Origin of the sequence: Achromobacter sp. Marseille-Q4954, assembly GCF_943737025.1 — a bacterium.
GTDB lineage: Bacteria > Pseudomonadota > Gammaproteobacteria > Burkholderiales > Burkholderiaceae_B > Achromobacter > Achromobacter bronchisepticus_A.
Window position 1 is genome coordinate 507,374 of the sequence record NZ_CALSFQ010000001.1, and the last position, 26,953, is coordinate 534,326.

The 26,953-nt window shown below is 67.6% G+C and carries 22 protein-coding genes; 15 read left to right on the forward strand and 7 right to left on the reverse strand.

All coding sequences use genetic code 11. The annotated features are described in order from the left end of the window. Positions 1 to 2 precede the first annotated feature (2 nt). From NGK62_RS02355 to NGK62_RS02380, 6 genes are all read right to left on the reverse strand, one after another. Positions 3 to 1,160, reverse strand: coding sequence for an acetyl-CoA acetyltransferase (locus NGK62_RS02355; RefSeq protein ID WP_054450871.1), 1,158 nt, complete (start codon positions 1,158 to 1,160; stop codon positions 3 to 5). Between the two features lie 37 nt (positions 1,161 to 1,197). Continuing rightward, a complete protein-coding gene (locus NGK62_RS02360; RefSeq protein ID WP_251877275.1) occupies positions 1,198 to 2,337 on the reverse strand; it encodes an acyl-CoA dehydrogenase family protein in 1,140 nt (379 codons plus the stop codon). 30 nt (positions 2,338 to 2,367) lie between these two features. Further along, positions 2,368 to 3,897 (reverse strand): AMP-binding protein, encoded by a 1,530-nt coding sequence (locus NGK62_RS02365; RefSeq protein WP_251877277.1) that lies wholly within the window; start codon positions 3,895 to 3,897, stop codon positions 2,368 to 2,370. Positions 3,898 to 3,916: 19 nt separating this feature from the next. Then, the gene (locus NGK62_RS02370; protein ID WP_251877280.1) at positions 3,917 to 4,777 is read right to left on the reverse strand and encodes a MaoC/PaaZ C-terminal domain-containing protein; all 861 of its coding nucleotides are present in this window, start codon (positions 4,775 to 4,777) and stop codon (positions 3,917 to 3,919) included. A 51-nt stretch (positions 4,778 to 4,828) separates the two neighbouring features. Next, entirely contained in the window at positions 4,829 to 5,812 is a 984-nt protein-coding gene (locus NGK62_RS02375; RefSeq protein WP_059374542.1) for a Bug family tripartite tricarboxylate transporter substrate binding protein, read from the reverse strand. Positions 5,813 to 5,894: 82 nt separating this feature from the next. Then, positions 5,895 to 6,860 carry a tripartite tricarboxylate transporter substrate binding protein gene (locus NGK62_RS02380; RefSeq protein WP_251877282.1) on the reverse strand — a complete coding sequence of 322 codons (966 nt, stop codon included), beginning with the start codon at positions 6,858 to 6,860 and terminating at the stop codon, positions 5,895 to 5,897. A gap of 228 nt (positions 6,861 to 7,088) precedes the next feature. Here NGK62_RS02380 and fabG point away from each other — a divergent pair, with 228 nt between their 5' ends. The 7 genes from fabG to NGK62_RS02415 all read left to right on the forward strand — a co-directional run bounded on the left by fabG (position 7,089) and on the right by NGK62_RS02415 (position 14,526). Continuing rightward, the gene (fabG, locus tag NGK62_RS02385) at positions 7,089 to 7,841 is read left to right on the forward strand and encodes a 3-oxoacyl-ACP reductase FabG (protein WP_088139203.1); all 753 of its coding nucleotides are present in this window, start codon (positions 7,089 to 7,091) and stop codon (positions 7,839 to 7,841) included. A gap of 31 nt (positions 7,842 to 7,872) precedes the next feature. Then, positions 7,873 to 8,361 (forward strand): MaoC/PaaZ C-terminal domain-containing protein, encoded by a 489-nt coding sequence (locus NGK62_RS02390; RefSeq protein WP_059374549.1) that lies wholly within the window; start codon positions 7,873 to 7,875, stop codon positions 8,359 to 8,361. Further along, positions 8,358 to 10,487 (forward strand): acetate--CoA ligase family protein, encoded by a 2,130-nt coding sequence (locus NGK62_RS02395; protein ID WP_251877284.1) that lies wholly within the window; start codon positions 8,358 to 8,360, stop codon positions 10,485 to 10,487. Before NGK62_RS02390 ends, NGK62_RS02395 begins: the two co-directional genes overlap by 4 nt. A 45-nt stretch (positions 10,488 to 10,532) precedes the next feature. Beyond that, on the forward strand, positions 10,533 to 11,687 hold the full coding sequence (locus NGK62_RS02400; protein ID WP_059374553.1) for an acyl-CoA dehydrogenase family protein: 1,155 nt from the start codon (positions 10,533 to 10,535) through the stop codon (positions 11,685 to 11,687). Between the two features lie 49 nt (positions 11,688 to 11,736). Further along, positions 11,737 to 12,474 carry an IclR family transcriptional regulator gene (locus tag NGK62_RS02405; RefSeq protein WP_059374555.1) on the forward strand — a complete coding sequence of 246 codons (738 nt, stop codon included), beginning with the start codon at positions 11,737 to 11,739 and terminating at the stop codon, positions 12,472 to 12,474. A 31-nt stretch (positions 12,475 to 12,505) separates the two neighbouring features. Further along, positions 12,506 to 13,636, forward strand: coding sequence for a CaiB/BaiF CoA transferase family protein (locus NGK62_RS02410; RefSeq protein ID WP_118933421.1), 1,131 nt, complete (start codon positions 12,506 to 12,508; stop codon positions 13,634 to 13,636). 62 nt (positions 13,637 to 13,698) lie between these two features. Further along, positions 13,699 to 14,526, forward strand: a complete 828-nt coding sequence (locus tag NGK62_RS02415) for an enoyl-CoA hydratase/isomerase family protein (protein ID WP_059374559.1) — start codon at positions 13,699 to 13,701, stop codon at positions 14,524 to 14,526. A 42-nt stretch (positions 14,527 to 14,568) separates the two neighbouring features. On the opposite strand, the gene NGK62_RS02420 is transcribed toward NGK62_RS02415, so the two are convergent. Next, positions 14,569 to 15,465, reverse strand: a complete 897-nt coding sequence (locus NGK62_RS02420) for a LysR family transcriptional regulator (protein ID WP_251877286.1) — start codon at positions 15,463 to 15,465, stop codon at positions 14,569 to 14,571. A gap of 118 nt (positions 15,466 to 15,583) precedes the next feature. Here NGK62_RS02420 and NGK62_RS02425 point away from each other — a divergent pair, with 118 nt between their 5' ends. The 8 genes from NGK62_RS02425 (at position 15,584) to NGK62_RS02460 (ending at position 26,934) form a co-directional block, all read left to right on the forward strand. Further along, positions 15,584 to 17,197, forward strand: a complete 1,614-nt coding sequence (locus NGK62_RS02425) for an FAD-dependent monooxygenase (RefSeq protein ID WP_251877288.1) — start codon at positions 15,584 to 15,586, stop codon at positions 17,195 to 17,197. 89 nt (positions 17,198 to 17,286) lie between these two features. Beyond that, the gene (locus NGK62_RS02430) at positions 17,287 to 18,612 is read left to right on the forward strand and encodes an MFS transporter (RefSeq protein ID WP_059374563.1); all 1,326 of its coding nucleotides are present in this window, start codon (positions 17,287 to 17,289) and stop codon (positions 18,610 to 18,612) included. 30 nt (positions 18,613 to 18,642) lie between these two features. Beyond that, the gene (locus NGK62_RS02435) at positions 18,643 to 19,347 is read left to right on the forward strand and encodes an SDR family NAD(P)-dependent oxidoreductase (protein ID WP_251877290.1); all 705 of its coding nucleotides are present in this window, start codon (positions 18,643 to 18,645) and stop codon (positions 19,345 to 19,347) included. A 146-nt stretch (positions 19,348 to 19,493) separates the two neighbouring features. Then, a complete protein-coding gene (gene wecB / locus NGK62_RS02440) occupies positions 19,494 to 20,648 on the forward strand; it encodes a non-hydrolyzing UDP-N-acetylglucosamine 2-epimerase (RefSeq protein ID WP_251877292.1) in 1,155 nt (384 codons plus the stop codon). A 31-nt stretch (positions 20,649 to 20,679) separates the two neighbouring features. Next, positions 20,680 to 22,893, forward strand: a complete 2,214-nt coding sequence (locus tag NGK62_RS02445; protein WP_251877294.1) for a cellulose biosynthesis cyclic di-GMP-binding regulatory protein BcsB — start codon at positions 20,680 to 20,682, stop codon at positions 22,891 to 22,893. A 12-nt stretch (positions 22,894 to 22,905) separates the two neighbouring features. Further along, positions 22,906 to 24,609, forward strand: a complete 1,704-nt coding sequence (locus NGK62_RS02450; RefSeq protein ID WP_059374572.1) for a glycosyl transferase family protein — start codon at positions 22,906 to 22,908, stop codon at positions 24,607 to 24,609. Beyond that, positions 24,606 to 26,489, forward strand: coding sequence for a tetratricopeptide repeat protein (locus NGK62_RS02455; protein WP_251877296.1), 1,884 nt, complete (start codon positions 24,606 to 24,608; stop codon positions 26,487 to 26,489). The genes NGK62_RS02450 and NGK62_RS02455 overlap by 4 nt, the downstream gene beginning before the upstream one ends. Beyond that, a complete protein-coding gene (locus NGK62_RS02460; protein WP_251877298.1) occupies positions 26,377 to 26,934 on the forward strand; it encodes an NfrA family protein in 558 nt (185 codons plus the stop codon). The genes NGK62_RS02455 and NGK62_RS02460 overlap by 113 nt, the downstream gene beginning before the upstream one ends. The last annotated feature ends 19 nt before the right edge of the window (positions 26,935 to 26,953 follow it).

Sequence of the window (26,953 nt, forward strand, 5' to 3'; positions counted from 1 at the left end):
GGTCAGACTCCGAGTATCAGGGTGGTATTGCAGGAAAAAACCAGGCCGGGCGCATGCACCAAGGCCAGCTCGGCGCGGGGCAGCTGACGCTCACCGCATTCCTTGCGCAATTGGTGCACGGCCTCGAGCAGCAGCAGCATGCCGAACTGGCCGGGATGGTTATAGGACAGGCCGCCGCCCGAGGTATTGATGGGGAAGTCGCCTCCGGGAGCCAGGCGCCCGTCCGCCACGAAGGCCCCGCCCTCCCCGCGCTTGCAGAAGCCCAGTTCCTCCAGCGACTGGATCACGCCGATGGTGAAGTGGTCGTAGATCTGCACCACATCGATGTCGGCGCGCGTGACGCCGGCCATGGCCAGCGCGGCGTCCGCCGTCTGCGCCACATTGGTGTCCAGCCAGTCCGCGGTGTTGAAAGGCGTGTAGTGGTGCGAGAAGGATTCGGCGATGCCCATCACGTAGACCGGCGGCCGCTTGAGTTCGCGGGCGCGTGCCGCGGACGTGATGATGACCGCGCCGCCGGCGTCGGTCACCAGGCAGCAGTCGCGCTGGCGCAGAGGGTCGGCAATCATCTTGGACGCCATGACTTCCTCGATCGAGGTGTCCTCGCGGCGGTAGGCCTTGGGATTGAGCTGCGCCCATTTGCGCGCCGCCACCGCCACTTCGGCCAGGTCCTTGTGCGTGGTGCCGTAGCGCTGCATGTGCAGCTGCGCCACCATCGCGTAGTAGCCGATGGGGCTCAGCTGCCCATACGGCGTGATGAACTGCCCGCGCGGCATGCGCATGTCTTCGGGCGTGCCGCCCACTTTGCGTGTGCCGTCCGACAGCTGGGTGCTGCCATAGGCCACCAGCGCCACCTCGCACATGCCGGCCTCGATGGCGGCCATGGCGTGGCGGATGTGCATGACGCTGGACATGCCGCCCACGCTGGTCGAATCGACGTAGCGCGGCCGTATGCCCAGGTATTCCGCAAGGTGCAGGCCGGCGAACTTGTCGTCCACGTGCGCGAACACGCCGTCGACGTCCTTGAGCGTCAACCCGGCATCACGCAACGCGCGGGCCGCTGCCTGCGCCTGCAGGTCCAGCGAGGTCATCCCGGGCACTTTCCCCAGGTCGGATTCCGCGGCGCCGACGATGGCGACCGATTTCGAGAGATGCTTGCTCATGTAGGGATCTGTTCCTGTCGAAGTCGAAGAAGAAGGTTCAAAGCGTCCGCGCGATCAGCTCGCGCATGACCTCCGAAGCGCCGCCGTAAATCCGGTTGGGCCGCACGTCGGTGTAGGCGCGGGCGATGGGGTATTCGCGCATGTAGCCGTAGCCGCCGTGGAACTGCAGCAGGTCGTCGATGGCGCTGGTGGCTTCAGAAGCCCACAGCTTGGCCATGGCCGCGCCGCCGGCATCGAGCTCGCCATCCAGGTATTGCTGCACGCAGCCGTCGACGAAGGCGCGGGTGGCGGCGGCCAGGGTCTTGATGTCGGCCAGCTTGAAGCGGATGTGCTGGTTGTCGATCAACGCCTTGTCGAAAGCGCGCCTGTTCTTGGTGTAGTCGACGGTCCATTGCAGCGCGCTCTCCAGCGCCATGGCGCAGCGCACCGCGATCATCAGGCGCTCGCGCACCAGTTCCTTCATCAAATAGCCGAAGCCCTGCCCCGGCTCGCCCAGCATGTCCGCGTCCGGCACGAACATGTCCTGGAAAAAGAGTTCGGCCGTGTCCTGCGCCTTCTGCCCGACCTTGTCCAAAAGGCGTCCGCGGGTGAATCCGGGCGTCGCGGTATCGACCCAGAACAGGCTGATGCCGCGGGCGCCGGCGGCGGGATCGGTCTTGGCCACCACCAGCACGCGGTCGGCATGGAAGCCGTTGGTGATGAAGGTCTTCTGGCCGTTGATGACATAGCCGCCCTGCGCCTTGGCCGCCGCCGTGCGTATCGCCTTGACGTCGCTGCCCGCGCCCGGCTCGGTCATGGCGATGGACGCCACGATGTCGCCCTGGGCCATGCCGGGCAGGTCGCGCTGCTTCTGGCGGTCGCTGCCGAAGTTCAGCAGGTAGGGCGCGACGATGTCGGAATGGGTGGTGAAGCCGGTGACGCCGGTGGCCAGCGCACGGGCGATCTCTTCCACCACGATGATGGTGTGCAGGAAGTCGCCGCCGCCGCCGCCGTATTCCTCGGGCGTGCTGGGCAGCAGGATTCCGGCCGCGCCGGCCTTGCGCCACAGCTCGCGCGGCACCAGGCCTTCCTGTTCCCATTGGTAGTGATGGGGCGTGATCTCTTGCGCAATGAAGCGCGCCACCGTGTCGCGGAACAGTTCGTGCTCCGCCGAGAAAAGCTTGCGCTGCGGGTTCATGCGGTCTCCTGGTCTGTCATGGCGGGCCGCCTAGGCTTGCGGCCAGTAGCGTTGCTTGACCAAGCGCTTGAGCAGCTTGCCGGTCTCGGTGCGCGGCATGTCGCTGGAAAAGTCCACGCTCTTCGGGCACTTGATGGGCGAGATCCGGTCGCGGCAGTAGGCGATGAGCTGCTGCGCCAGGTCGGGGCTGGCGGCGGCGGGATCGCGCAGTTGCACCACCGCTTTCACCTCCTCGCCGAACTCCGTGTTCGGCACGCCGACCACCGCCACGTCGGCCACCGCGGGATGCGTGCTCAGCAGGTTCTCCGCTTCCTGGGGATAGATGTTGACGCCGCCCGACACGATCATGTTGGACAGGCGGTCTGTCAGGTACAGATAGCCGTCCTGGTCCAGATAGCCGATATCGCCGTAGGTGGCCCAGCCGCGCGCGTTGTAGGCGCCGCGCGTCTTGTCCGGATCCTTGTGATATTCGAAGGAGCCGCCGCCGGAAAAATAGATGACGCCGGGCTGGCCCGCGGGCAGTTCGTTCAGCCCGTCCTCGCTCATGATGTGGGCCTGGCCGAACTCCGGCCGGCCGACCGAGCCGCGGTGCGCCAGCCACTCGTCGGAGCCCAGCGAGGTGCGTCCCACCAGTTCGGTGCCGCTGTAGTACTCGTACAGGATCGGCCCCCACCACGCGATCATCGCCTCCTTGACGTCGGCCGGGCACGGCGCGGCCGCGTGCACCGCGTAGCGCAGCGTGGACAGGTTGTGTCGCGCGCGCTCCTCTGGCGGCAGGCGCAGCAGGCGGATGAACATGGTCGGCACCCATTGCGAATGGGTAACGCCATAGGTGGCGATGGCCTCCAGCGCCGCGGCCGCGTCGAATTTTTCCATCATGACGCAGCTGCCGCCCGCCCGCAGCGCCGCCATGTTCCAGCGCACCGGGGCCGCGTGGTAGAACGGCGCGGTGGACAGATAGACGGTGTCGCGGTCGAAGGCCTTCCAGGCGCTGCTGGGCGCGTCGCCAACGCGGAAATAGCGGTTGGCCACGGACAGCGGGCGCTTGATGCCCTTGGGCAGTCCGGTGGTCCCCGACGAATACAGGAAGTCCGTGCCTTCCGGGGTTTCGGGCAGGGCCACGTCGTCGGCGTAACGGCCGGTCCAGTCTTCGTACTGGATCGCGCTGGCGTCCGCGCCGTCCATGCTGACGCGCAGCACGCCGCGCGCGTCCAGCGCATCCGCATCCGTTTCGGCCTGGGTGTGGCCGGAGTAGAACAACACCCGCGCGTCGCAGTTCTCGATGATGTAGCGCGCTTCCTCGCGCTTGAGGTGGCGGCTGATGGTGGTGTAGTACAGGCCGACGCGGTGCGCGGCCCACAACAGTTCGAAGAAGCGCGGATGGTTCTCCAGGAACACCGCGATCACGTCGCCGGATTGCAGGCCGGCGTCCAGCAAGGCCGCCGCGCATTTGCGGCTGCGCAGTTCCAACTCGCGCCAGGTCACCGTGGTGCCGGACGGAATCATGCGGTAGGCGATGCCATCGGGCATCTCCCGGGCATGGGCTTCAAGTACAGACATGGTTCACCTCTGGTTTCTCTCAATGCGCCAGGCTGGCGGCGCCGTGGCTCAGCACCACCGTGCCGCGCTCGTGCGCCAGCGCGCGGAATTGCAGGCGGTCGCCGTCGCGCCAGATCTCCACGCGCAGCGTCTCGCCTGGAAAGAACGGCGCGGAAAAACGCGCGGCGATGGCGCCCAGGCGTTGCGCCCCCCCGGGCGCGCAGGCCTGCAGCAGCGCGCGCGCCGCCATGCCATAGGTGCACAGGCCATGCAGGATGGGCCGGTCGAAGCCCGCCGTGCGCGCCATGTGCGGCAGCGCGTGCACCGGATTGAGATCGCCGTTCAGGCGATAGAGCAATGCCTGCTGCGGCAGCGTGGACAGCAGCACGACCTGATCGGGCTCGCGTTGCGGCGTGGCCGGCAAGGCCTCGGGCGGTTCGTCGCCCTGGCCGAAGCCGCCATCGGCGCGGCAGAACGACACATGCTCCACCGTGGCCAGCGGCGCGCCGCTGTCGGCGTCCGAAATGTCGCGCACGGTCACCACCAGCGCACCTTTGCTGGCGCCCTTGTCCACCACCCGCGTGACGCGGGTCTGGCTGCGCACCGCGCCGGCCGCGGCCAGCGGCGCGTGGAAGGTCATGCGATGCTCGCCGTGCAGGATCTTGACCCAGTCTATGCCGGTGGCCGGATCGGCGGCCCAGCCGTTGGGCGCGCCGATGGTGGCCAGGAAAGTCGGCACCACGGCCGTCCCGTCCTCGTGCACGTAGCGCAGCTCGGCTTCATCGGCAGGGTCGCTGCCGTAGCCCAGGCCCAGCGCGTAGATCATGCAGTCGCGCGCGCTGTAGCGGTCGACGCGGTCCTCGAACTTCCAGTTGCGCAGGTTTTGATAATCGATTGCCATGGATCATGCCTCCCTACACATGCCGGCAGCGCCAGGCCGCCGGCATGCTGGTCATTCCGCCTTGATGCCGGCGGCCTTGATGATTTTTTCCCAACGGTCTTTTTCCGACCGGATGAAGCTGTCGAACTCGGCCGGCGTGCCGCCCAGCGGAATGCCGCCCTGCTGCGCCAGCTGCTTCTTCACCTCTTCATCGGCCAGGACCGCGTTGAGCTCCGTGTTCAGCCGCGCGACCACCGCCGGCGGCGTGCGCGCCGCGACCAGTACGCCCAGCCAGGCGCCGACGTCCACATCGGGATAGCCTTGCTCGGCCAGCGTCGGCACGTCGGGCAGGATCTGGCTGCGCTCGCGGGTGGTAACCGCCAGCGCCCGCAGCCTGCCCGCCTTGACCAGCGGCGCGACGGTGATCACGTTCTCGACCGTGAAGTCGACCTGGCCCGCGACCAGGTCGTTGGTCGCGGGCGCGGCGCCCTTGTAGGGCACGGTGACCGCGGTGAAGTCCAGGCGGTTCTTCAGCAGCTCTCCGCCCAGGTGTCCGGACGTGCCGATCATGGAAACCGCCATGGACAGGTTGCCCTGCTTCTTGCGGGCATAGTCGCGGAACTCCGCCAGCGTCTTGACCGGCGCGTTGGCGTTGACCACCAGCGCGTTCGGCATGGTGATGATGCGGATCACCGGGGCGAAGTCGGACATTGCGTACGGCAGCTTGCTGTACAGTGTGTAATTGACCGCATTCGGGCCGCTGCTGCCCATGACCATCGTGTAGCCGTCGGGCTCGGCGCGCAGCAGGCCTTGCATGCCCAGGATGCCGGCCGCGCCTGCCATGTTCTCCACCACCACCGGCTGACCGAGCCGCTCTGACAGCTTCTTGCCTATCACCCGGCTGGTGATGTCCAGAATTCCGCCGGGCGAACTGGGCGCGATCAGGCGCAGGGGTTTGTTCGGATAGTCATCGGCCGCGTGCGACATCTGCGGCAAGGATATTGCGGTCATCAGGCCGGCCAGCACTGCCAGCGTGTATCGCCTGCGTGTGTTCATGTATGTCTCCTGATTGGTTTTTTGTCCGCGGGCTTGTGGCGCCCGCTGTCTCGAATCCGGCGTACGGACCCGTTGCCGCGCGTCAATCCACCTTCATGCCGGTGGCGTCGACCACGCCCTGCCACTTCTTCACTTCGCCCTTCAGGAAGGCCCGGGCCTCTTCGGGGCCGCCGGTCAGGGGCCGGGCGTAGATCCGGTCCATGAACTCCTGCACATCGGGCTGCTTGTTGATGTCGGCCACGGCATCGGCCAGCTTCTTCAGGACTGGCGCCGGCACCTTGGCGGGCGCCGCCATGAAGTACACCGCTTCCACGTCGTAGCCCTTGAGGCCGGCCTCCTCGATGGTGGGCAGGTCGGGCATCGCCTTCATGCGCTCGCGCCCGGTCACGGCCAGCGCCTTCAGCTTCTTGGACTGCACCAGCGGGATGGCGGTGGAGACGCTGCCGAACATCATGTCCACCGTGCCCGACATCAGATCCACCTCCGCCGGCGACACCCCCTTGTAGGGCACGTGTGTCATGTCGACGCCGGCCATGACCTTGAACAGCTCGCCCGCCAGGTGGATGGACGAGCCCATGCCGGCCGAGGCGAAGGTCAGCTTGTTGCCGCCGGCCTTGGCCTTGCGCACCAGGTCGTCGACGCTCTGGATGCTGGAGCCGGGCGGCACCACCAGAATGTTGGGCGTGGACGCCACCATGCCTATGGGCATCAGGTCGCGCTCCCAGTCGTAGGGGTTGCGCTTCATGGCGGCGTTGGCCGCCACATAGTTGGCCGCCATCGCGATCGTGTAGCCGTCGGCCGGCGCCTGCGTCAGCGCCTGGATCGCGATGTTGCCGCCGGCGCCCGGGCGGTTTTCCACGATGAAAGTCTGGTTGAAACGTTCGCCAAGCTTTTTGGCGTACAGGCGGGCAAGCAGGTCGGTGGCGCCGCCGGGCGCGAAGCCCACGTACACCCGCACCGGCTTGTCCGGATAAGCGTCGGCCCCGCTGGCTGCGCCCGCGGCAGCCAGGCTCAGTACCGCGGCCAACAATCCCTTCAACATTGCCATGAGTCGATCTCCTTCCGTTTTTTTAGAGATATGGGAATGCCGGGCCTGCTCATTTCCGACATGCCGAACAGTATAACGACGTGCCGATATTAATTGTCAAGAATTCCGGTGATGTGTATATTTGTTCGGAACCTCGGAATAAATTCAAACCTGCCAAGTGCCTATCCCGGGATGTTGGATTTCGGGTCCAGGGCGCCGGGCGCCATCAGCTACAGAAGGGGAATGGAGATGGACCTGCAACTCACCGGTAAAGTCGCTGTCATTACGGGTTCCGGCCGCGGCATCGGCTATGCGTCGGCATTGGCCCTGGCGCAGGAAGGCGCCCGCATCGTCATTACCGACATCAACCCCGAATCGGTGGAACAGGCGGTCGGCAGCCTGAAGCAGGCCGGTCACGAGGCTATCGGCGCCGTGCTCGACGTCTGCGATGCGGAACAGGTCCAGACCATGGCCGAACTGGCCGCGCACAAGTTCGGCGGCATCGACATCCTGGTCAACAACGCCGGCTTCACGCGCGACAAGTACCTGCTCAAGATGCCGGTGGAGGATTGGGATTCGGTGGTCGACACCATCCTGAAGGGCGCCTACTACTGCACCAAGGCCGCCCTGCCCTCGATGATGGAAAGGAAGTGGGGCCGCGTCATCAACATCGCCTCGCGCGCGCACTGGGGCAATCCCGGCCAGACCAACTACTCGGCCGCCAAGGCCGGCCTGATCGGCTTCACCCGCGCGCTGGCGCTGGAACAGGGCAAGTTCAACATCACCGCCAACGCCATCGCCCCGGGGCTGATCGAAACGCCGCTGGTGCGCGGCCTGTCCACCTACGAAACCCTGCGCGCCAATGCGCTGGCGCGCCAGCCGGTGCCGCGCCTGGGCGCGGTCGAGGACATCGCCAACGCGGTGGCCTTCCTGGCTTCCGAGCGGTCCTCCTTCATCACGGGCGAACTGCTGCACGTGACCGGCGGCCGCTACGCGTCGTAAAACGCCCCTCCCATCCGGAATCCGATCAGCCATGCAAAGCGCAAGCCCAGTCAGCCAGCCCCCGCTACCCATCCAGCCGCCGCTGGAGGTCGGCCACCATTTCGAATCCGCCGGCCGCACCATTACCGAAAGCGACATCGTCAACTTCGCCTGCCTGTCGGGTGATTTCAACCGCCTGCACGTCGACCACGAATACGCCAGCGCCACGCCCTTCGGCCAGCGCATCGCCCACGGCCTGCTGGTGCTGTCCGTGCTGTCCGGGCTGACCACCCAGTCCAGCGGCTACCGCCAGCTGGAGCCCTACGTGCTGGCGCTGATCGACATCAACTGCCGCTTTCCCAAACCCACCTTCATCGGCGACACCATCGTGGTGCGGGTAACGGTGACGGAAAAGACGAAGCAGTACCGGCCCGGCAAGGACAAGGTGGTGTTCCGGCGCGAAGCCATCAATCAGCGCGGCGAGGTAGCGGTCCAGGCCGACTTCGCGATGGTGCTGCGTTCCATGGAGGGTCAGGCATGAAGCCGTTCGCAGACCTCAGCCGCTTCGTCAATCCGCGCAACATCGCCGTGGTCGGCGCGTCCGCCCGTGAATCCAGCCAGGGACGCCGCCTTTACGACAACCTGGCGCTGCATTCCTCGGTGCCAGGCGAGATATACGCGGTCAATCCCGCTTACCAGGAGATAGGCGGTCGGCCTTGCTGGCCTTCCATCAGCGCCTTGCCACAGGCCGAGATCGACGTGGCCCTGATCATGATCAACGCCTCGCTGGTGCTGGATGCCTTGCGGCAATGCGCGGCGCGCGGGATTCCTTTCGCGGTGGTCATGACCTCCGGCTTTTCCGAGGCGGGCGAGGAAGGCCAGCGGCTCGAACGCGAGATCGCCGAGCTGTGCGAAGCCACCGGCCTGCATGTCTACGGGCCGAACTGTCCGGGCTTCGTCAATGTCCGCGACCGGCTGGGCATGACCTTTTCGCCCGCCTTCAAGGACGATCTGAATACCGGCTCCATCGGCCTGGCAACCCAGGGCGGCGGACTCGGCCGCAACCTGCTGCAAGGCCTGTCCTACGGCCAGGGCGTGGGCCTGTGGTTTTCCGCCGGCAACGAGGTCGACCTGGAGATTCCTGACTTCATTGCCCACATGGCGAACGATCCGAAAACCAGCGTGATCGCCTTGCTGATGGAAGGCGTGAAGGATGGCAGGCGCTTGACCGCCGCGCTGGAGCTGGCGCGCGCCCGCAACAAGCCGGTGGTGGTGCTGAAGGTCGGCCGCTCCGAAGCCGGCGTGCGCGCCGCGCAGTCGCATACGGCGTCGGTAGCCGGCACGGCCGCCGTCAACAGCGCGGTGTTCCGCCAATTCGGCGCTATCGAAGTGGACGACCTGGACCAGTTGCTGGCGGTCTCGCGCCTGCTTACGCGCATCACGCCCAAGAGCGGCAATGGCCTGTGCATCTATACGTTTTCGGGCGGGACCGCCGCGCTGGCCGCCGATATCGCCGGCGCCGCCGGCCTGCCGATGGCGTCCTTCGCGCCCGAGACCAAGGCCGCCTTGCGCAAGCTGCTGCCGGACTTCGCCAGCATCGACAACCCCGTCGACACCACCGCCGACATCCTGCGCAACCCCGAGGCCTCGGCGGCCTGCCTGCGCGCCATATGCGCCGACCCGGCGGTGGGCACGGTGCTGTTCCCCATCCCCATGGATTACGGTTCCATCACCGACGGCATGGCGCAGGCCATCGCCACGGTGGCGGCCGAAACCGAAACCCTGATCGTGCCGGTCTGGATGAGCCGGCGCCTGGGCGGCGGCTTCCAGCTGCTGGAAACCGCCGGTTTGCTGCCGTTCCTGTCGCTGTCGGATGCGATTGCGGCGCTGTCCAAGGCCATCCCTTGGAAACGGCCCGACCGCAGGGCGGTTGCGCCCCCCGTGCACGTGGACGCCGCTACCGACCAGGCCTGCATGCTCAGCGAAGCCGCGGCCAAGGCGATGCTGCGCGCGGCCGGCCTGCCGATACCTGAAGGGGTGGTGGCCGCCAGCGCCGACCAGGCGGCCCGCGAAGCCGAGCGCCTGGGCTTTCCCGTGGTGATGAAGGTGGTCAGCGCCCAGATCGCGCACAAGACCGAAGCGGGCGGCGTCAAGCTGGGCATTGCCAGCGCCGGCGCGGCGCGCGAAGCTTATGCCGCCATCCGCGAATCCGTCGCGCGCCATCATCCCGATGCCGTCATCGACGGCATCCTGGTGGAACGCATGCTGCCGCCGGGCGGCCGCGAGGTGCTGGTCGGCGTGCACAGCGATGCGGCCTTTGGCCTGGTGCTGACCTTCGGCCTGGGCGGCATCTTCGTCGAGACCATCCGCGACGTGGCGCACCGCATGGTGCCGCTGTCACGCGACGATGCTCGCGCCTTGCTGCGCGAGATCCGCCATGCCGACGTGCTGGACGGCGTGCGCGGCCAGGCGCCCGCCGACCTTGCCGCGCTGGAGGACCTGATCCTGCGGGTATCGGACTTTGCCTGGAGCCGCCGCGACGCTTTGCAGGAACTGGAGCTCAACCCGGTCTGGGTCGGTGCCGAAGGACAGGGCGCGATGCCGCTGGACGCGCTGATCGGCCTGCGCCCCGGCGCAGACGCCGGCCTGGAGCAACGCCCATCATGACCGCCGCCGCAACGCCCTCCTCGACCATATCCGCCTAGGACTCGCATGGACTTCTCACTGGACTCCACCCAGATCGAATTGCGCGATTCGCTGCGCCGCTACCTGGCGGCCGAAGTCGCGCCCATCGTCAACCGCTACGAGGCCGAAGCCCGCGTGGTGCCGCAGGACATGGTCCGCGCCATGCGCGACTTCGGCCTCCTGGGCGGCATGCTGCAGGAAAAGGACGGCGGCTACGGCCTGCCGATGACGACCTACGGCGTGCTGATAGCCGAGCTGGCGCGCGTCTGGCCGTCGCTGCGCAGCATCGTCAGCACCAGCAATCTCGCGGCCTCGGTGCTGAGCGACGGCGGCTCGCCCTATCTCAAGGAAAAGTACCTGCCGCGCGTCCTGTCGGGCGACGCGATCGCCAGCTTCGCGCTCAGCGAACCCAATATCGGCTCGGACGCCGCCCATGTCGAAACGCGCGCGGTGCAGACCGAGACCGGCTGGCGAGTCAACGGCCGCAAGCTGTACATCAGCCTGGGCACGGTCTGCGAGCTGGGCGTGGTATTCGTGCAGACCCAGCGGGATGGCGGCGAACGAGGCGTGTCCTGCCTGCTGTTCGAGCGCGCCATGCCGGGCTTCTCGTCCAGCCCCATCGACAAGATGGGCATGCTGAGCTGCCCGCTGGGCGAGCTGCTGTTCGAAGACGTGGAAATCCCCGCCGCCAATCTGATCGGCACGGAGGGCAAGGGTTTCGCGCTGGCCAAGAAGTACCTCAACATCGGCCGCTGCGTGGTGGCGTTTTCCGCGCTGGGCATCGCCGAGGCCGCCTATGAGGCGGCGGTAAAATACGCCGGCGACCGGGTCCAGTTCGGCCGGCCCATAGGCGGCTTCCAGTTGGTGCAGCATATGATCGCCGACATGATGACGCTGGTCGAAACCTCGCGCCTGCTGTGCTGGCGCGCCGCCGACGCGCTGGACCGCAACGCCGCCGACAGCCAGATGCTATGTTCGATGGCCAAGCGCCATGCCACCGACGCCGTGCTGCGCGTGGCGGAACTGTCCATGCAGGTGCATGGCGGCGCGGGCTACACCACGCTGTTCCCCGTCGAGCGTCATTACCGCGACGCCCGTCACCTGAGCATTGCCGAAGGCACCAACCAGATCCAGGCCCTACTCATGGCGCAGAGCGTACTGGGCATTTCCGCGTTGAAATGACCGACTACGCAAACGCCCAGGCCGGCTCCCCTATCCACTCCGACATCCTATGCCGCAAATCCTCCCTACCGCACAGCGCGTGCTGCAAGTCTTCGAAGTCTATGCGCGGGAACGCCGTCCCCTGACGAATTCGGAAATGGCGCGCTTTCTCGACCTGGCCGACAGCAGTTGCTCGGACCTGCTCTACACGCTGCGCCAGGCAGGCTACCTGCTGCGCACGCCCAAGTCGCGCTACTTCCACCCGACCGGCCGGCTGCTCGACGTGGCCCAGGGCATTTCGGCGGCCGACCCGCTGCAGGCCTTCGCGTCCGAAGCGCTGGAGATCCTGACGCGCCAGTCCGGCGAATCCTCGATGTGCGGCCTGCTGGACGGCAACAAGGTGAAGATCTACGCCAGCCAGGAAAGCCCGCGCGCCCTGCGCTACGTGGTGCAGCCCGGCACCACCTTCGACCTGCAGGTGGCGGCGCTGGGCAAGGCGCTGCTGGGCGAGATGGACGCGGCGGAACGCAATGCGCTGATCGACTCGCTGCCGTATGAGCACGTCACGGCCAGCAGCATCACCGACCCCGCCACCTTGCGCGCGCAGATCGAATCACAGCAGGCCAAGCACTATTTCAACAGCCGCGACGAAGGCAATGAAGGCGTGTCGGCGGTTGGCATCGCGGGGCGCGTGGGAGGCCAGCTGACGGCCCTGTCCATCGTCGGCCCGACCCACCGCATGGACGCCAACATGGAGAAGTACGTCCAGATCATCCTGGACGCGCGCGCTGAATTTTTCGAATCCTGAGAACCCGACACATCATGGAGTGACGATAGACATGGCTGGTCCCCTGAGCGGATTTACGGTGGTCGAGATGGCCGGTATCGGACCTGGCCCCTTCTGCGCCATGATGTTGGCGGACATGGGCGCGGACGTGATCCGCATCGACCGGCTTGCGCCCGGTTTCCTGGGCGGCGGCGGCACCATCATCGACCGGGGCCGGCGCACGATCGCGCTGGATCTCAAGAAGCCCGGCGCGACCGACATCGTGCTGCGGCTGCTGGACCAGGCCGATGCCCTGCTGGAAGGCTTCCGGCCGGGCGTGATGGAAAGGCTGGGCCTGGGGCCGGACGAATGCCTGGCGCGCAATCCGCGGCTGGTGTACGGACGCATGACGGGCTGGGGCCAGGACGGCCCGCTGGCGCAGGCGGCCGGCCATGACCTGAACTACATCGCCATCACCGGCGCGCTGCACGCCATGGGACATGCCGAACTGCCGCCGACGCCGCCGCTGCATCTGGTCGGCGACATGGGCGGCGGCGCGATGATGCTGGCCTTCGGCGTGCTTTGCGGCCTGCTCGAGGCCGGCCGCACGGGCCGGGGCCAGGTGGTGGACGCAGCCATCTGCGACGGCGCGTCCCTGCTGGCCAGCGCCTACCACGGCAAGCTGCGGGACGGCGGCTGGGTCAACCAGCGCCAATCCAACATGCTGGACGGCGGCGCCCATTTCTACGGCTGCTATGCCTGCGCGGATGGCAAGTACGTCTCCATCGGCGCGATCGAACCGCAGTTCTACCGCCTGCTGCTGGAGCGCTGCGGCATCGACGACCCGGACTTCCAGCAGCAATGGGAACGCGCGCAATGGCCGCAGCTGCGCGCCAAGCTGGCCGGCATCATCGCGGGCCGGACCCGCGAACAATGGTGCGCGCTGCTCGAAGGCACGGATGCCTGCTTCGCGCCGGTGCTGGACTTCGAGGAAGCGCCGCGGCACCCGCATCATCAGGCGCGCGGCAGTTTCATCGAAACCGGCGGCATCGTGCATCCCGCCCCCGCGCCGCGGCTTTCGCGCACGCCCGGGCAGGCCCGCGCAGTGCCCGCGCCTGGCGCGCACACGGAAGAATTGCTGGCGGAACTGGGCCTGGCGCAAGCCGAGATCCAGGCCCTGCGCGAACGCGGCGCCATCGCCTGAGCGCCTGCGGCAGCTTGCGGCCCGGTCCGCGTGGCGCGGCCCGGCCATCATGGAAGGCAGACATGGAGACCGATCCGATGCAAGTCATCTCTAGCGAGTTCAAGACCCTGCTCTATGCCGTGGAAGGCGGAGTCGCCACCATCACGCTGAACCGCCCCGCCCAGCGCAACGCGCTGGACATGGTCATGCGCGAAGAGCTGGCCCATCTGGTGGGCGAAATCAGGCGCGACCGCGGCGTGCGCGTCGTGATCCTGGCCGGCGCCGGCGGCGCCTTCTGCTCGGGCGGCGACATCTCCACCATGGGCTCCGGCGGCTCCGCCGAAGAGGCGCGCGAACGCATGGCCAGCCTGCTCCTGACGATTGAAGGCCTGATCACACTGGACCGGCCGGTGATCGCCGCGGTCGACGGCCCGGCCTATGGCGCCGGACTGGGCCTGGCCCTGACCGCCGACCTGATCCTGGCCTCGCCGCGGGCGCGCTTCTGCCTGTCCTTCCTGCGGCTGGGGGCCATCCCCGATTGCGCCACCATGTATACCCTGCCGCGCATGGTGGGATTGCAGCGCGCCAAGGAACTGGCCTTCTCCACCCGCGAGTTCGGCGCGCAGGAGGCCCGCGACATGGGCATCGTGTTCGAGATCCAACCGCAGGAGGCCATCCACGAACGTGCGCGGCAGATCGCGCTGTCCATGGCCGAACTGCCCATGGCGGCGCTGGCGATCACCAAGCGCGGCTTCAATGCCTCGCTCAACAGCGACCTGAACGCGATGCTGGACCTGGAAGCCGCCGGCCAGGGGGTGGCCCGTTCCACCGACTATCACCGCGAGGCGGCGGGCCGATTTCTCGACAAGGTGGCGCAACGCTTTCAGTGGCCTGCGGCCGACGCCAGATAGGGCATATCGTTTTCTTCGAGCGCGGCGCCCGCCGCTCTGCTTCTAGCCCGGGGGGCGCGCACTTGCCCGCCGCGCCAGCGTGCAGTAGTACTCGGCCGCCGGCGTCAGCGGCAGGCCGGCGCGCTGCACGATGCATACCGGCGGCGCGGGCAGCGGTTCCTTGACGCGGATTTCCTGGAACACGCCTTGCAGCAGCGGATACCGCAACCATTGCACCGGCAGCATCATCAGCAGGTCGGAGTTGGTCAGGGCGGTGATGAAGGTCAGCGCGGACTGGGCCTTCAGGGCCAGGTGCGGCGGCGGCAGGCCATGCTTCTCGAATAGCGGACCCAGCTCTTCTTCGGCCTTGTGCGTGATGGAGGTGGTAATCCATTGCGCCCCGGCCAGGTCACGCAGGGAGCGGGCGCGCGCCAGCGGATGGCCCTTGCGGCCGACGATCACGCGCGTGTTGTCGAAGAGCTTTTCCACCTGTAGCTCGCCAGGCGTGCGCGTGGGCACTGGCCCGATATAGAAGTCCACGGTGCCGTCCAGCAGGGACGCTTCCACCAGCGGGTAGACCCCGTCGATGATTTCCAGATGGGTGTCCGGGTAGCGCGCCCGGAACTCGCGCAATACTTCGGCGAACAGTCCCAGATGCGGCGCCGTAGACATGCACAGCGTGACCCGTCCGCGGGATTCCCCGTTCAACTGGCCGATCTCGTCGCGCGCGCGCTGCAGCTCATGGCGTATGGCGTTGGCCCGCCTTAGGAACACGGCGCCCATGGGGGTCAGGCGCACGCCCTTGGCATGCCGTTCGAATAGCACGCACCCCAGCTCTTTCTCCAGTTCGCGGATGCTGCGCGAGATGGCCGGCTGCGGCGTGTCCAGATGCCGGGCCGCGGCCCTGACGCCGCCGCGTTCGGCCACGGCCAGGAAATCCCGCAGGGTGTTGAGCTTCATGCCAAGTGATTCAGATTTGATATCGATAAGCCAATTCTGCCATCTTTCAGCATCGGCGGCATAGGCCTAGGATGCGTCCAAAGCCTGCAAGGAAAGCAGGCAACCGAGGAGACCGAAGGTGGAGAAGCGAGCCTCGCCCCGCGTGCTGATCGTGGGCGCCGGACCGGCCGGACTGAGTCTGGCGATCGAACTGGGGCACAGGAAGATTCCGTGCCTGCTCATCGAGCGCAATGACCGCGTGGGATACGCGCCGCGCGCCAAGACGACCAATGTGCGCACACGCGAACACCTACGCCGCTGGGGCATCGCCGACCGCCTGCGCGCGGCATCGCCGCTGGGCGCCTACTACCCCTCCAACGTCGTGTTCTGCACCCGCCTGGCCGGCTTCGAGCTCGCGCGGCACGAGAACGCCATGTATTGCGCCCCCGGCCGCAATCCGCTGTACTCGGAACACGCGCAATGGATTCCCCAATACACCGTGGAAGAGGTCTTGCGTTCGCATGCGGCCTCCCTGCCCGGCGTGGAGATACGGTTCCGCTCCGAACTGCTGGACCTGACGCAGGATGCCGGCGGCGTGCGCGCCCGCTTGCGCGATCTGGCGCAAGGCCGCGACATCGAACTGGAAGTGGATTACCTGGTGGGAGCCGACGGCGCCCGCAGCCTGGTGCGGGACCTGATCGGCACGCGCATGGAAGGCAGCTACGGGCTGTCCCGCAACTACAACATCGTGTTCCGCGCCCCCGGACTGGCCCAGGCTCATCGGCACGGACCCGCCATCATGTACTGGCAGATCAACGGCGATGCGCCCAGCCTGATCGGCCCGATGGACAGCGGCGACACCTGGTTCTTCATGCCCACTCATGTGGACCCGCAGCGGCGCGCCAGCGACATCGACGCGCGCGCCATGATCGCCCGCGCCACCGGCATCGACCTGCCTTACGAGGTGCTCAGCAGCGACGAATGGACCGCCAGCAAGCTGCTGGGCAACCGCTACCGCCAGGGGCGCGTCTTCCTGGTGGGCGACGCCTGCCATCTGCATCCGCCCTTCGGCGGCTATGGCATGAACATGGGGGTGGCCGACAGCGTGGACCTGGGCTGGAAGCTGGCCGCGGCGCTGCAAGGCTGGGGCGGCCCCGCCCTCATCGACAGCTATGAACGGGAACGCCGGCCCGTGCACCAATGGGTACTGGACGAAGCCGAACACAACCATTCGATTCTCGGCAATCATTTGCTGGCCGACCATCTTGAAGACGCCGGCGCCGCGGGCGAACAGGCCCGCCAGGAAGCCGGCGCGCGCATCTGCGCGGCCAAGATGCGCGAGTTCGCCACCCTGGGCGTGGTGCTGGGCTACCAATATGGGGACTCTCCCGTCATCGTGCCTGACGGCAGCCCCGAGCCGGCCCGGGACTTCATCAACTACACGCCGTCGTCCCGCCCGGGCGCCCTGGCCCCGCATGCCTGGCTGCACGACGGCAGCTCGCTGTACGACCATTTCGGTTCGGGTTTTACGCTGCTGGCCTTGCCCACGGCGGCCGCCCGCGACGTCGATGCCGCCGTATCCGCGGCGCGGGCCGCGGGCGTGCCCTTGACGCTGATCCGCCCGGACGAAGGCGGCGTCGCCAACCTCTACCCCGCCCCCCTCACCTTGATCAGACCCGATCAGCACGTCGCCTGGCGCGGCGCCGCCAGGCCGGATACCGACCTGTACGCCCGGTTGACGGGGCGCACCTGAAACCACGACCGGCGGCGCGCTGCCCCGCGCCACCGCAATCCCAGCCTAGCGAGATCCGCCACCAAGGCGGACGACACAGGAGACCAACCATGATCCGCAATGAAGATCTGGCGCATGCCGAACAGGCTGTCGCCGGCTTTCGCAACCGCGTCCTGCCCTTGCTGTTCGCAGGATATCTGCTCAACTTCCTGGACCGCACCAACATCAGCTATGCGCAGCTGCAGATGGGCGCGGACCTGGGCATCTCCCTGGCGGCCTACGGGTTTGGCGCGGGACTGTTCTTCATCGGCTACGCCAGCGTGTGCGTGCCCGCCAACCTGGCGCTGCAACGCTTTGGCGTCAGGCGCTGGCTGGCCTGCATGTTCCTGGCCTGGGGCCTGGTCTCCTGCCTGATGGCCGCGCTGCACGGCGAAAAATCGTTCTACGCGCTGCGCTTCCTGCTGGGCGTGACGGAGGGCGGTTTCATCCCCGCCGTCAATTTCTACATCGCGTCCTGGATTCCGCCGCGCTACCGCAGCCGCATCAATTCGATCTTCATCATGGCGCTACCGCTGGCCATGATCTTCGGCGGGCCGCTGGCGGGCGCGCTGCTGAAGATCGACGTCGGCATGCCGGGCTGGCGCTGGCTGTTCCTCATCGAAGGCCTGCCCACGATGCTGCTGGGCCTGCTGATCCTACGCTACCTGCCCGGCACGCCACGGGAGGCCCATTGGCTCAGCGACGACCAGCGCCAGGGTTTGCGCGCCGTCATGGAACACGAGGCTCCCGCCCGCGCCGCCTCCCCCTCCGCTTCCTGGACGCACGGATTCGCCGTCTTCCGCCAGCCCATGCTGTGGGGCTTGCTGCTGATCTTGCTGGCCGCGTATGCCGCGACCTTTGCCCTGGCGTACTTTCTTCCCACCATCCTCAAGCAGCTGTATGGCATCACGCCGCTGGAAATCGGTGCGCTGCTGATGATCCCCAACGTCGTGGCGCTGGTGTTCAGCTACGTGGTCGGGCGCAGCAGCGAACGCACCGGCGACATCCGCTGGCACCTGGCGATCGTCTGCCTGGCGGGCGCGGGCGGCTTCCTGATGCTGCACGGCGCGGCGACGGTGTCCCTGGCGGCGTTCCTCGCCGTGGTATCCATCATCACCGGCTACACCATCGCGTACTACGGTCCGCTCAATGCCGCGGTGCAGAACTACATCGGCGCAAACGCCGGCCCCCTGGCGCTGGTGACGACCATTGGCTCGCTGGGAGGCTTCTTCGGCCCGACCTTGACCGGCGCGGTCATGCAGGCCAGCGGCGGCGAATGGGAACTCGCGGCCCAGGTGTTCGCCCTGGCGACGCTGGCGAGCGCGGGCCTGGCAATCCTGTGCGTGCGCAACCGGCGCGCGGCGCCAGCCGCGCAAGCAGCTGCCTCCGGCACCTGAAATCCACACAACCTACATAGCGAGTCAGACATGAGCACGAATACTCAAGCAAGGATCGCCGTCATCACCGGCGGCGCAAGCGGGATCGGCCAGGAATGCGCGCGGCAGTTGCGCGCCGAAGGCTGGCAGGTCGTGGTGTGGGACCGGACCGCAGCGGATGACGCCGTCGCCGTCGACGTTTCGGACTACGCCAGCGTGGCCCGCGCGGCGGCACAGCTGGACGGCGTAGACCTGCTGATCAACGCCGCCGGCATCGCCGGCAGCCGTGCCCCGGTTGCGGAAAAGGACCCGGCGGAATGGGCCCAGGTCCTGGCGGTGAACCTCAACGGCACCTTTTATTGCGCGCATGCCCTGTACCCGGCGCTGCGCGCCCGCGGCGGCGTCATCGTCAACATCGCATCGGTGGCCGGCATGGTCATGATGAAGGGCCGCGCCCACTACGCCGTGTCGAAGGCCGGCGTCGCGACGCTGACGCGGTCGCTGGCCAATGAATGGGCCGAAAACGGCATCCGTGTCATCGCGGTGGCGCCCGGCTACGTCAAGACGCCCTTGATCCAGCATTCCATCGACGCGGGCGAACTGGACGAGGCGCGGCTTGCAGCCATGCATCCGCTGAACCGCCTGGCAACCACCCAGGAAATCGCGGCGTCGATCATCGCGTTGACCAGGCCGCCGTTCCTGTTCATGACCGGCTCGATCGTCACGATCGACGGCGGCATGACACTGGGTAAATAGTGCGGGGTATCGCGCGAAAGCAACAGATTGTCCCCAAATTTTCCAGCAACCCCCTTTCCATGAAATAAACCGTCACATATTACGATTACTTTCAATACATAATCTACGCAAGAAAATGCCACCGGCGTAGGGGGCCCGCTCTTGCGATGAAAGTCCTTTCCATATTCGGGACCCGTCCCGAAGCGATCAAGATGGCCCCCCTGGTGTCCGCGCTGCAAGCCGAACCCCGGATCCAGAGCGTCGTCTGCGTGACGGGCCAGCATCGCGAGATGCTGGATCAGGTGATGGCCCTGTTCGACCTGCGGGCGCAGCACGACCTGGACATCATGGTGCCCAACCAGACGCTCAACGGCCTGTTTGCGCGGCTGATCAGCCGGGTGGACAGCGTGCTGGAGGCGGAGCAGCCCGATTGCGTGCTGGTCCACGGCGACACCAGCACCGCATCGGCCTGCGCGCTGGCCTCCTTCCACCGCCGCGCCCGCATCGGCCACGTCGAAGCCGGCCTGCGCACCGGCGATCTGGCCAAGCCCTTCCCCGAGGAAATGAACCGCCGCGTGGTCGACGCGGTGGGCGACTGGCTGTTCGCGCCCACTGCGCAATCGCGCGCCAACCTGCTGCGCGAGAACCTCTCGGGACGCATCACGGTCACGGGAAATACCGTCATCGACGCGCTGGCCCTGACCTGCGCCAAGCTCGCGCCCGAAGGCGCGCTCGCGCAGCAATTGGCGGCGCGCTACGGCTGGCTGGATCCGCAGCGCCGCCTGCTGCTGGTCACCGGGCACCGGCGCGAGAGCTTCGGCGAGGGCTTCCGGAACATCTGCGCCGCCCTGGCCGAACTGGCGCGGCGCGAGGACCTGCAGATCGTCTACCCCGTGCACCTGAATCCGCAGGTGCGCAACGTGGTGATGGCGCAGCTGGACGGCCTGTCGCGCGTACATCTGATCGCCCCGCTGGATTACCTGGACTTCGTCTGGTTCATGCAGCGCGCCTACCTGATCCTGACCGACTCGGGCGGAGTGCAGGAAGAAGCGCCCTACCTGGGCAAGCCGGTGCTGGTGATGCGCGACGTCACCGAACGCCCGGAAGCCGTGCAGGCCGGCACGGTGACGCTGGTCGGCACCGATACGCAGCGCATCCTGGCCGAAGTGAACCGCCTGCTCGACAACCCGGAACTGCACGCCTCGTTCTCACGCCGCATCAATCCCTATGGCGACGGCCTCGCCAGCCAACGCATCGTCGACGCGCTTTGCGGCCGCGCCGTATCCGAGTTTGCGCCTCAAGCACCGGCCGCGGCCCGTTAGCCGCCCCACGCCCCTCACCACCGGAGCCCTCATGCCCCATGCCCCGCACTCCCCCGCCGCCCGCACCCTCTGCCGCGCCCTGATCGCCGCCGGGTTGCTGCTCCCCTTGGGAGCGATGGCCAGTCCCGCGGGCGACGCCTTGCGGCGCTTGCTGGGCGACGACTGGGTCACGCGCGACACCAGCCTGGAAGACCTGGGCATCCGCGAACCGGTGGTGCTGAGCAACAGCGACGCGCGCCAAGAGTTCTACCTGCCGGTGCCGCGCGGCGTGCCGATAGCCGACGCCACGCTGGACTTCGACGCGCGCTACATCAAGGGCGAACCGGGCCGCGCCAGCATGGTGCTGTGGGTGGACGGCGTGCCGCAGACGGCGCAGCGCATCGCCGACGGCGAGGGCTCGGCCACGCGCAAGCTGAGCGTGGAGCAACGCGTGCGCGACACCGGCTTCGTGCGGCTGGCTGTGGACTGGCAATCGGAGATCGCGCAGCGCCAGTGCGAAAGCAACCGCGCCACCGCCAACGCCTTGATGGTGTCGCCGCGCACGCGCCTGAGCTACCGCTACGACGCATCGGCCATCGGCAGCCTGGACGAAGCCTGGAGCACCCTGCCCGGCAAGCCCGTGCTGATGGTGGCGGGCGCCAAGCTCGACCAGCAGGCCTTCGACAGCGCATGGCGCATGGGCGTGGCGATGGAGCGCAGCGGCAAGCGGGTTGCGGTTCGCGCCTTCCCGGCAGTCGGCGACGAGATCGACACCCGCGGCCTGCAGGCTCCAAACGGACTGGGGCAGGTGCCGGCTTTCGCAGCCCTGGCGGCCAGTGACAAGCACAAGCTGGGCAACGCCGCGGAGATCGGCGCGCTGCTGGTCATGGGCGCCCCCGCCGTGAGCGGCGACGTGGTGATCGCCGACGCCGCGCTGCGGGCCCGCTACAACGAGGCGCTGGACGCCTTGCAGGCGCAATTGGCGCAGGACGCCGACGCCGCGGAGGCCTTCAAGGCCTGGCGCCAGCAGCGCATGCCCCTGGCCGGCCAGGACCTGCCCTCCAAGGAGATCCGCCTCGCGCCGCTGGGCCGGCAGGCGGTCATCGCCGTGGCCGCCGATGCCGGCGCGCAGGGCGCGGGCGCCTTCGACACGGCTTGGCGCCGCATCCTGGTCACGCGCCAGGCTCAGGTCAAGACGGCCGAACCGCCGCAAGCCTCGGGCGAAGGCGGCATGCGCCTGACTGCGCTGGGCGGATCGTCCGCCAGCTTCGACGTGGTCGCGCGCGGCGACTGGAATGCCACGTTCGCGCTGGCCGCGGTGTCGGCGGACGGAAGCATGCCGGACGAACTGGTCATGGACCTGGCCGCCGCGCCGGGCGCCTCCGCCACCCGCCCGGTCGCCTCGGTGTTCTGGAACGGCATCCTGCTGGCCGCCAAGCAGATGGACGCCGACGGCCATCCCGAACGCCTGACGGCGCGCGTGCCCGGCTACGCCCTGGGCCTCACCAACGCGGTGCGCGTCACGTTCCAGCGCCAGCCGGTATCGGTCGATTGCAACGAAATCCCGCAAGGCTATCCCGTCAACGTGCTGCCCACCAGCTACGTGAAGCCGGGCCGCGCTCAGCCGGACGGCACCTTCGTGGGACTGCTGCCGCTGTTGGCGGGCAGTCCCCAGCTGCTGATCCCCGACGGCTATCTGGCCGACGCGCCGGCCAGCCTGCAGCGCGTCATCGGCATCGCCACGGCCAGCGGCCTGTCCGCCACGCGCGCTGCGCTGTCGCTCACGCCTGCGGGCCAGGCGGCCAAGCCCGGCGGCCCCTTCGTGGCGATGGAAGTCGCGGTGGATGGCGCCAAACCCATGGTCAAGGTCACGGACCGCAAGCAGCTGACGGTGGATGGCAAGAACGCGCCCTGGCTCGACATTTCCGGCCTGGACAATCTGAGCACGGCCGAAGTGGTGCGCGCGGGCGGCCAGGACGGCCTGCTGTGGCACACGCTGGGCCAAAATCCGGTGATGCCGCAGGCGCCCTTCGTGCTGAACCGCGGCAACATCGCCATCATCGGCGCGGCGGGACCGCTGGCCTGGATAGACAGCGCCAATCCCGCGGCGGGCCAGCCGCCGGGGGCGGGCGCAAGCGCCTTCTTCGAATGGCGCAACTACCTGTCGTGGAGCGTCCCGGCGATGAGCGTGGGCCTGCTGGTCCTGCTCCTGATCCTGATCGCCGCATTGCGCGTCACCCGCAGGAAGAACAAGGACAGCAAGTAACCCGGAGGCGCCATGTCCTCGCTTTACTGGCCCTACCTCATCGCCGACTACTACCGCGGCCTGGAGATCGTGACGGCGGTGGTCGGCGTCATCATCCTGCTGTCCAGTCTGGACGACCTGTTCATCGACGGCTGGTTCTGGCTGCGCGAACTGCGCCGCGGGCTGACGGTCAAGCGCCAGTATGCGCCGCTGAGCGCGGAACAGTTGCGCGCCAAGCGGGAACAGCCGCTGGCGATCATGGTGCCGGCCTGGCTGGAATATGACGTGATCGCGCCCATGCTGGAAAACATGGTGTCGACGCTGGAATACAAGAACTACATGATCTTCGCGGGCACCTACCAGAACGACGAGCGCACCATCAAGGAAGTGGAACGCATGCGGCGGCGCTACCGCCAACTGATACGGGTGGAAGTGCCGCACGACGGACCGACCTGCAAGGCCGACTGCCTGAACTGGATCGTGCAGGCCATCTTCGCGCAGAACGCCCAGCAGCCCGAACCCTTCGCCGGCGTGATCCTGCACGACAGCGAAGACGTGCTGCACCCGCTGGAACTCAAGTACTACAACTACCTGCTGCCGCGCATCGATTTCATCCAGTTGCCGGTCACGTCGCTGGAGCGGGAGTGGCACGAACTGGTCGCCGGCACCTACATGGACGAGTTCGCCGAATGGCACACCAAGGACCTGGTGGTGCGCGAAAGCCTGTCCAAGATGGTGCCGTCCGCCGGCGTCGGCACCTGCTTCTCGCGCCACGCGCTGGAGGTGCTGGCGGCAGAGACCAACAACCAGCCTTTCAATACCGACACGCTGACCGAGGATTACGACATCGGCGCGCGCCTGGCCCAGCGCGGCATGCGCCAGATCTTCGGCAAATTCGAGGTCGAGTACGTGACGCGCCGCCGCTCCTGGTTCGGCCTGGGGCGGGAGAAGATCTCCGCCATCAAGATGCCGCTGGGCGTGCGCGAGTACTTCCCCAACACCTTCCGCACCGCTTACCGGCAAAAGGCCCGCTGGACGCTGGGCATCGGCCTGCAAGGCTGGCAGCAGGTGGGATGGACCGGGTCGCTGGCCACCAAGTACCTGCTGTTCCGCGACCGCAAGGGACTGTTCACATCCTTCATCGCGATACTGGCCTATCTGTTGCTGGCCAACTTCTTTCTCTTCTATCTGGCCGACCGCTTCGGCTGGTGGAAGGTCTACTACCCCTCCTATTTCCGTCCGGGCGGCTGGCTGGTGACGCTGATGTGGCTGAACGCGGGGGCCCTGCTGCTGCGCGTGGTGCAACGCGCGTACTTCGTCGGCCGCATGTACGGCTGGGAGCATGCGCTGCTGTCCATGCCGCGCATGATCGTCGGCAACTTCATCAACGCCATGGCGGCGGCGCGGGCTTGGCGCCTGTTCATCGGCCATCTGATCACGGGCAAGCGGCTGGCCTGGGACAAGACCATGCATGACTTCCCCTCCACCGACCAGTTGGCGCAGCAACGCCAGCGCCTGGGCGACCTGCTGCTGTCCTGGCAGGCCATCGATCACCAGATGCTGGAGCAGGCGCTGGAGATCCAGGCGCGCGAGAAGCGGCCGCTGGGCGAAATCCTGATGGAACGGGGCTGGCTCGACGAAAAGACGCTGCACGAAGCGCTCTCGTTCCAGCAAGGCGCCCCGACGCAGACCGAACACCCCGCGGACCCGCTATCGCACAGGCCCACACCTCCATGACCGTCATTTCCCGTACGCTGGCTTTCAGCGCCCTGCTGTGCGTGGCCGCAGTCCCTCAAGCGGCCGCGCAACCCGCCGCCGCAGCCGAACGTCCGCTGGAAGGCGACGCCTACCAACTCGCCGACCAGGCCTACAAGCAGTACGACGCCGGCCATTACGAAACCGCCCAGATCATGGCGGAGAACGCCATCCGCCTGCGGCCCGACGTGGCCCGCCTGCGGCTGCTGCTGGTGTACGCCCTGGAAAAGCAGGGCAAGCGCCAAGAGGCCGCGCGCGCGGCCGATGCGGCGATCGCCGACGGCCTGGGCACGCCCGAACTGCGCCAGGCCAAGGCCAACCTGCAACGTCCGCCCGCGGTAGCCGCCACGCCCGCGCAGCCTGCGGCGCAAACGCCTGCGCAAGCTTCCGGGCAGGCGCCTGTACAAACCCCCGCCCCTGCCCGCAAATCCGCGCCGCAAACCCCTTACCAGCGCGCCTATCCCGTGGCGGCGCGCGCCTATGCGGACTATGGCCGACAGGACTACGCAGCGGCGGCGGCAGGCGCCGAACGCGCCTTCCGCGCCGTGCCCAGGCAAGGCGAATGGGCCTTGCTGTGGGTGGAATCGCTGGGCGCGCAACAGCGCTATGAAGCCGCCAGCCAGGCCGTGGACACGGCGCTGGCGCTGGGCGCGCCCAACAAGGTGGCGCTACAGGCCAGGCAACAGGCCTTTCAGAAGCAGATCGCCGCGAACCAGGCGCCCGCCGCGCCGGCTCCGGGCAGCGCGGCCGCCACGGGCGCCTATGCCGCCTACGACAAGGGCGCCTACCAGGAAGCCATCGCCCTGGCGCGCCAGGCCGTGGCGCAAGCGCCGGACAACGAAAGCTATGCCCAGCTGCTGACGACCGCGCTGGCCGCCGGCAACAAGGCGCAAGCCGCCGAGGCGGAAACCCGGCTGAGCGACGCCATCGCCCGCCAGCCGGACTCGGCCCAATTGTTGGCGCAGCGCGGCTACGCGCGCCAGCGCCTGGGCCAGCCCGCGGGCGCCGCGTCCGACTTCGCGGCCGCGCGCGCCACCGGCCAGGCGCCGCCGCGCCTGATCCTGGACCAGGCCTATGCGCAGTCCGCAATGGGCGACAACCGCGCCGCCACCGACTCGCTCAAGCAAGCCATCGACATGGACGATGCCGGCCAGCTGGGCCTTACGCCGCTTGAGCGCTACAACACGCGCAGCGGCGTCGCCGCCCTGTCGCGCGAATGGGGCGGCTCGTTCTCCGCGTCTTACCGCGGTGCGCGCCCCGCCAACTCCAGCATGGGCGGCGCCGCCATCAACACGCCAGGCGACGTGGTATTTAGCACTGCGGAAATCTTCTGGCGTCCGCCGCAGCTGAACAATCGCTGGGGCATGCTCGAAGCCTATGCGCGCAGCTCAAACACGCTGTACGACGGCGGCAGCACCTACGAGTCGCGCAGAAACGTGGATCCCTGCACCGGAGAAAGCACGCCGGACAACCGCTCGGCCGACGAACGCCTGCGCAACAGCAGCTCGGCCGCGGGCATCCCCAGCACCATCGGCGCGCTGGGCCTGCGCTACCTGCTGGCCGACACCGGCGTGACCTTCGGCATAGAACGGCGTTTCTTCCTGGGGTCGGCCACCCGCCAGGGCTACGCCTATCCGGAATCCAGCGCGGTGCAATGCGCGGCGCAGCAGGCCTTCCACAGCGCCTACCCCAACCTGCAGGACCAGAGCGCGGTCGCGCTACAAGCTCAACGGCAACGCGGGCGGATGGATGACCTACCTCACCTACGGCTACTACCATGGCCGCGAGCTGCGCGTGGACGTGCCGAGCTGGCTCACCATCGAAGGCTATGCGCAGGGCGGCTATCTCTGGGACGACAATAGCGCCAACTACACCGCCTACTCGGTGGACTCCAAGGGCCAGCGCCAGCAGGACCTGGGCAGTTCCTCGGGCCGCCTCAAGCGCGACCAGGCCTTCCTGTCCGGCGAGCTGCGCGTGGGCCGCAGCTTCCGCGCCACCAGCATCAGCGACAAGCTGGTGCTGTTTCCGTATGCGGTGGTCGGCGCGGACTGGCTGTGGCAGAAAAGCGTGGCCAAGCTGAACGACCTGCCCGGCTACGGCAACCAGTCGGTGGTCCTGTCCGACCATGGCACCTCCTGGTCGCTGGGCGTGGGACCGGGCTTCAACGTGCGCTATTGGTTCCGCGAAGACCACTACAACGCGCCGCGCTCCTATCTGGACTTCGGCGTCCAGTACCGCACCAGCCTGGGCGGCGGCGAAAGCGACCGCGCCAAGGGCTGGTTCATGAACATGACGCTGTCGTACTGAGCCGCTGATACACACGATT

Coding starts and splice junctions, on each gene's coding strand:
- NGK62_RS02365 (WP_251877277.1), bottom strand. CDS start 3,897: ATGTCTGTACTTGAAGCCCATGCCCGGGAGATGCCCGATGGCATCGCC.
- NGK62_RS02380 (WP_251877282.1), bottom strand. CDS start 6,860: ATGGCAATGTTGAAGGGATTGTTGGCCGCGGTACTGAGCCTGGCTGCC.
- fabG (WP_088139203.1), top strand. CDS start 7,089: ATGGACCTGCAACTCACCGGTAAAGTCGCTGTCATTACGGGTTCCGGC.
- NGK62_RS02370 (WP_251877280.1), bottom strand. CDS start 4,777: ATGGCAATCGATTATCAAAACCTGCGCAACTGGAAGTTCGAGGACCGC.
- NGK62_RS02410 (WP_118933421.1), top strand. CDS start 12,506: ATGGCTGGTCCCCTGAGCGGATTTACGGTGGTCGAGATGGCCGGTATC.
- NGK62_RS02415 (WP_059374559.1), top strand. CDS start 13,699: ATGGAGACCGATCCGATGCAAGTCATCTCTAGCGAGTTCAAGACCCTG.
- NGK62_RS02455 (WP_251877296.1), top strand. CDS start 24,606: ATGACCGTCATTTCCCGTACGCTGGCTTTCAGCGCCCTGCTGTGCGTG.
- NGK62_RS02355 (WP_054450871.1), bottom strand. CDS start 1,160: ATGAGCAAGCATCTCTCGAAATCGGTCGCCATCGTCGGCGCCGCGGAA.
- NGK62_RS02435 (WP_251877290.1), top strand. CDS start 18,643: ATGAGCACGAATACTCAAGCAAGGATCGCCGTCATCACCGGCGGCGCA.
- NGK62_RS02375 (WP_059374542.1), bottom strand. CDS start 5,812: ATGAACACACGCAGGCGATACACGCTGGCAGTGCTGGCCGGCCTGATG.
- NGK62_RS02420 (WP_251877286.1), bottom strand. CDS start 15,465: ATGAAGCTCAACACCCTGCGGGATTTCCTGGCCGTGGCCGAACGCGGC.
- NGK62_RS02395 (WP_251877284.1), top strand. CDS start 8,358: ATGAAGCCGTTCGCAGACCTCAGCCGCTTCGTCAATCCGCGCAACATC.
- NGK62_RS02390 (WP_059374549.1), top strand. CDS start 7,873: ATGCAAAGCGCAAGCCCAGTCAGCCAGCCCCCGCTACCCATCCAGCCG.
- NGK62_RS02460 (WP_251877298.1), top strand. CDS start 26,377: ATGACCTACCTCACCTACGGCTACTACCATGGCCGCGAGCTGCGCGTG.
- NGK62_RS02445 (WP_251877294.1), top strand. CDS start 20,680: ATGCCCCATGCCCCGCACTCCCCCGCCGCCCGCACCCTCTGCCGCGCC.
- NGK62_RS02450 (WP_059374572.1), top strand. CDS start 22,906: ATGTCCTCGCTTTACTGGCCCTACCTCATCGCCGACTACTACCGCGGC.
- NGK62_RS02400 (WP_059374553.1), top strand. CDS start 10,533: ATGGACTTCTCACTGGACTCCACCCAGATCGAATTGCGCGATTCGCTG.
- wecB (WP_251877292.1), top strand. CDS start 19,494: ATGAAAGTCCTTTCCATATTCGGGACCCGTCCCGAAGCGATCAAGATG.
- NGK62_RS02360 (WP_251877275.1), bottom strand. CDS start 2,337: ATGAACCCGCAGCGCAAGCTTTTCTCGGCGGAGCACGAACTGTTCCGC.
- NGK62_RS02405 (WP_059374555.1), top strand. CDS start 11,737: ATGCCGCAAATCCTCCCTACCGCACAGCGCGTGCTGCAAGTCTTCGAA.
- NGK62_RS02430 (WP_059374563.1), top strand. CDS start 17,287: ATGATCCGCAATGAAGATCTGGCGCATGCCGAACAGGCTGTCGCCGGC.